Annotated in this window: 5 protein-coding genes; 1 reads left to right on the forward strand and 4 read right to left on the reverse strand. The window is 25.9% G+C overall.

Annotated features, from left to right (window positions below; all coding sequences use genetic code 11):
* Positions 1 to 480 precede the first annotated feature (480 nt).
* Positions 481 to 2,373, forward strand: a complete 1,893-nt coding sequence (locus GBZ86_RS12685; protein ID WP_170272245.1) for a 5'-nucleotidase C-terminal domain-containing protein — start codon at positions 481 to 483, stop codon at positions 2,371 to 2,373.
* 65 nt (positions 2,374 to 2,438) lie between these two features.
* On the opposite strand, the gene GBZ86_RS12690 is transcribed toward GBZ86_RS12685, so the two are convergent.
* The 4 genes from GBZ86_RS12690 to GBZ86_RS12705 are packed head-to-tail and all read right to left on the reverse strand — an operon-like array spanning position 2,439 to position 4,807.
* A complete protein-coding gene (locus GBZ86_RS12690) occupies positions 2,439 to 2,753 on the reverse strand; it encodes a Dabb family protein (protein WP_152891206.1) in 315 nt (104 codons plus the stop codon).
* A gap of 21 nt (positions 2,754 to 2,774) precedes the next feature.
* On the reverse strand, positions 2,775 to 3,449 hold the full coding sequence (locus GBZ86_RS12695) for an HAD family hydrolase (protein ID WP_152891207.1): 675 nt from the start codon (positions 3,447 to 3,449) through the stop codon (positions 2,775 to 2,777).
* A gap of 43 nt (positions 3,450 to 3,492) precedes the next feature.
* Positions 3,493 to 3,840 carry an SHOCT domain-containing protein gene (locus tag GBZ86_RS12700; protein ID WP_152891209.1) on the reverse strand — a complete coding sequence of 116 codons (348 nt, stop codon included), beginning with the start codon at positions 3,838 to 3,840 and terminating at the stop codon, positions 3,493 to 3,495.
* Positions 3,841 to 3,886: 46 nt separating this feature from the next.
* The gene (locus GBZ86_RS12705) at positions 3,887 to 4,807 is read right to left on the reverse strand and encodes a DUF5655 domain-containing protein (protein ID WP_152891210.1); all 921 of its coding nucleotides are present in this window, start codon (positions 4,805 to 4,807) and stop codon (positions 3,887 to 3,889) included.
* Positions 4,808 to 4,926: the final 119 nt, after the last annotated feature.

Raw genomic sequence — 4,926 nt, forward strand, 5'->3', positions numbered from 1 at the left:
ATTTACAAGTTAATAAACTACTTACAAACTTTTTAAAATTTAGATAATTATATAAGAATTGCTTTGTTTTTAATTTACACCATTAAAAATATTTTGCAATTCTTATTAAATTATCCTAATTATGAAACATGCTCTGCTTATAGAAGTGAGAACTTACTTTAATCCTATCTAACTACTTACTAACTACTTAGAAAATTATTTTAAATATGTTTTTTATGAGGTGAACTTTTCCTGTGCAATCTAAACAGTTCAAGTTTGCAACTTGTTTAAAAAATTATATTATTATGTTAAAAACTAAATTTAAGTCCTTATAATAATTTCACACTCATAAGAAAACGTGTACATATTTTTCTATATTTTTAATTTTTACAATTGCATATTATATTATGTTGTTTTTTTTAATCTTCTTTAATGAAGATTTTACATATTTTAAAATACAAAATCTATTATTTAACAAGAACAGGAGGAAAAAATTTTATTATGAAAGAAAAAACTTCAAAGAAAAAATTTACCGCTTATATTTTAGCAATTACTATGCTATTGAGTTTACTTTTACCTTCTAGTGCTGCTTTTGCATTGGACAATACTAATAATGAAACAAACTCACTTAATTCTAAAAAATCATCTGATACTATTGATATAATATCTATAAATGATTTTCATGGTGCTTTAAAAGAAGAAAATAAGAATGTAGGTGCTGCTAAATTAGTAGGAGAAATTAAAAAACAAAAGGAGCAAAATCCAAATACTATAGTAGTATCTGGTGGTGACTTATTTCAAGGTTCCGCTATGTCTAATCAATTAAAAGGAGAACCTGTTATTAAAATGCTAAAAGAAATGGGACTAGTATATTCAGCTATTGGTAATCATGAATTTGATTGGGGAAAAGAGATAATTCCAAAATGGGGCAAAGATGGAAACTTTGAATTTATAGCTGCAAATATTTATAATAAAGCAACTAATAAACCTGTAGATTGGGCTAACCCTTATGGATTAGCTAAAATAAATGGAAAAACTATAGCTTTTATTGGTTTAGCAACTCCTGAAACAGTATCTAAAACTAAACCCGCTAATGTTGCTGACTTAGATTTTAAAGACCCTGTAGAGATCACAAATTATTGGGCTAAATATTTAAGAGAAAAAAAAGGTGCTGATGCAGTTTTTGTATTAAGTCATATAGGCTCACTTCAAGATTTCAAAACTTCTAAAATAACTGGAGAAGTTGTTGATTTAGCAAATAAAACTGTAGGAATTGATGGTATAATTTCTGGACATACTCATAGATTTGTATGTGGAACCATTAATAATCTTCCTATTGTTCAAGGTGGATGTAATGGTAGAGGATATGCTAAGCTTAGTTTGTCTTTTAAAGATGGTAAAGTAAAAGTTAATCCTTCTATAGAAATGCTTTATAAAAAAGGTAAAGATTTAGTAGAAGATAAAAATATGAAAGCTATTTATGATAATTATAATAAAAATTTACAATCTAATTTAGAAAAAGTAGTCTGTAATATTGATTGTGAACTAACTCATAGTAGAAATTCTTTATCTCCATTAGGACAATTTGCTAGTAAGTATATGGCTGAATCTGCCGGTGTTCCAATAGGAATAACTAATGGTGGTGGGTTAAGAAGACCTCTTCCTGCTGGAAATATAACTGTAGGAAACATGTGGGAACTTATGCCTTTTGATAATACTCTTGTAACTATGAAACTAACAGGAAGCCAACTTAAAAAAGTTTTAGAAAATGGAATTTTAAATGATAGTGTAGGTTGTGTACAATTTTATGGATTAAGAGTTTATTATGATAAAACTAAAGATTTAGGTAATAGAATTACTTCTATGAGATTATTAAATGGTACTAAAGTAGAAATGGACAAAGAGTACCCTGTTGTAACTAACGATTTTATGTATGCTAAAGGAGATGATTATGATTTCTCTGGTGCTAAAGATGCAACAGATACAGGTATTCCAATAAGAGAGGCTTTAATTCAAAAATTAGGAACCATTAGAAATGTTCCTTTCAAATTTGATGATAAAACTTTAGTTGATGGTAAAGATCCTGCAATAAATACAAATATGATACCAAATACTGAAGATATGCAAGTACCTAATAATAATGAATCAACTAATGTTATTCCACTACCAAGCAATAAAAATGATAATGCTATAGAAAATAAAGAAAATGCTATTAAATCTAATAATAGTGATGAGTTACCAACTGTTAATTCACAAGAAAAAGCAGTTCTTTCTAATACTCATAACTTACCAAGAACTGGATTTGTATTAGGTTCTGATGGATTATTATATTTAGGAGCAATTTCCACTATAGGTGGACTAGCTGTTTTTAAAAAGAAAAAACATGTTGCTTAAAATTTAATAAATTAATATAAAAATAAGTATAAAAGATTATTATTCTTTTATACTTATTTTTTATTTTAAATTATATCTTCTATTTTATAATCTACTACTGCTCTTTGTTCAACAACCTTACGAACAAACTCTCCTACTTTAACATGTTCTGGATGTTTTTGATATAATTTCAAAGTATCCATTGACTCAAATTCTGAATATAACACTACATCATAAGACTTATCACTATCATTTAAGTTTATTCCTACCTCAATAGCTTTTATTTCAACTATCATTGATTTTAAATCTTCTAAAGAATTTTTTATCTTTTCAGCATTTATAGCCTTCTCATTTCCTTCTGCAAAATCTTTTAATTTCCACATTACAATATGTTTAATCATAAGTATTACTTCCTTTCTTTTCTAATCTAATATATTTCTAGGAAAATTACTAAAGTCATTAATTACATAATCTACATTAGATAATTTATCTAGTTCCTCTCTTGTATGCTGTGATGCTATAGCGAATACCTTACCAACTTTTGCTCTATGAGCAGCTTCTATTCCTGACATAGCATCTTCAAAAACAATACATTGCTCTGACTTTAATCCTATTTTTTCTATTGCCTTTAAATATATATCTGGATTTGGCTTACTTTTGATATTACCATCATCATAAACTATTTTATTTATATCAAACCATTTGTCCAAATTAAAACTTTCTATAAAAAAACCTACATTATTATTATCTGATGCAGTAGCGATATTTATTGCTATGTCTTTTTCTTTTAAATAATCTAAAAGTTCAACTGCTCCAGGTGCTAGTTTAAAATTTTCCTTATCTTTTATACACAATTCTCTATAAACACGTTCTTTTTCAGAAGCTAAATAATTAGCTCTTTCAATATCCAACTCTTCACCCACAATATACTCTAAAATAAGTTTATTAGTTCTTCCATGAACATATTTTTTAAGTTCTCCATCAGTTAACTCACACCCTCTAAGCTCTTTAGAAAAAGCTTTCCAAGCTATATCATGCTTTTCTGAATCCCAAAATAGTGTTCCATTAAAATCAAATATCACTCCTGAATATACCATAAAATTCTCCCCATTTCTTTAACTTACTAAATTACTTTATTAACTACCACTTTTCTTTTAATATCTCATTTCTTTTTCTTTCATACTCATCTAAAGTTATTATGCCATCTTCTTTTAAAGATTTTAACTTTCTTAACTTCTCATCAAAATCAAGTTCATTCTCTGACCTATTTTCTGTAACTTCTATTTCATGAGTAGCTATTCCTTTACTTCCAAAAGCATTAATTCCATGTGTAGTAGTTATAATTCCCGCAAAAATAGTCCATAATATTCCGAATGCTCCAGCGTTAGGTATAACTATAAATATACCTATTCCTATAAATAATAATCCTGCTATAAACCCAAACATAGATTGTCCTTTACTTGGTTTAACTTTAATTTTTTTACCCATATCACAACATCCTTTACCATAAACATTCTAAAATAATACAATTATATTATATCATTTTTAATTTATACAATTGTTTTATTAAACTAAATATATCTTCTATTTCATCATCACTATTAACTCTAATCTCATAATCACCATTTCCCCAATGCCCTGTATTAGACACATCTCTTGAAATATTTTTAAAATCATTTAATTCTCCAAATTTAGCATTTAACCAAACTTTAACAGCTTTTTTCTGTATTAAAATATCTACTAAATTTTTATTATTTAATCTAAATCCAATATAAGCTCCTGTACATTTTATATTAATATTATCATCTAAATTTAAAATAAATTCTTTAAACTTAGTATATAATTCTATGGTTTCTTCCGAACCATTTTCATAATGATTTTCTTCTGTTATTACTTTAACTTCTTTATTAACGCTTTTTACTACTTCACTTGTAGTGGCAATGCTTTTTATTGACTCACAATTTTTTGATACTTTAATAGGATTAAAATATATTGTATCATTGTCAAATCTTTTAACCTCCCATAATTCAAAAGGTAAATCTTTAAAGTTTATACTCTCTTTTTGATAGTTATTAAAACTAGGAGATACAAATATTACTCTAGACTGTGACCAATCTACATCATCTCTTTTTAAAGTGCTATTACAATTTTCATTATATTCTAGAATAAAATCTGCCTTATTGTTTAACATTAAAGAAAGATATGCATATCCTTGATCTATAACACTAAAACTACTAGTATTTTTGTATTCAATAATTACAAATGATTTATTACTTTCATCAAAAGCTAAAGTATCTAATCTAAAATTATTGAAAGAAAATTCTCTTTTAACAAATTTTAAACCAAAAATATTTTCTAAATTTTCCTCACATAATTTATGTATTTCAAATTCTTTCTTAAAAGGCTTTTCTCTAACTTCTTTTAATTTACTTCCATTCATCTTATATAAAAACATACTTATCTATTTCCCCGCTTTATAAACTATATTTTTTTACATTACTTTTCAATTTTAAATATTTTTCATTAAATATACAAATTATTATATAAAAAAATCTACTTTTAAAACTTTAATAG

The sequence above is a fragment of the Clostridium tarantellae genome, from assembly GCF_009295725.1.
In the GTDB taxonomy this organism is placed as follows: Bacteria; Bacillota; Clostridia; order Clostridiales; family Clostridiaceae; genus Sarcina; species Sarcina tarantellae.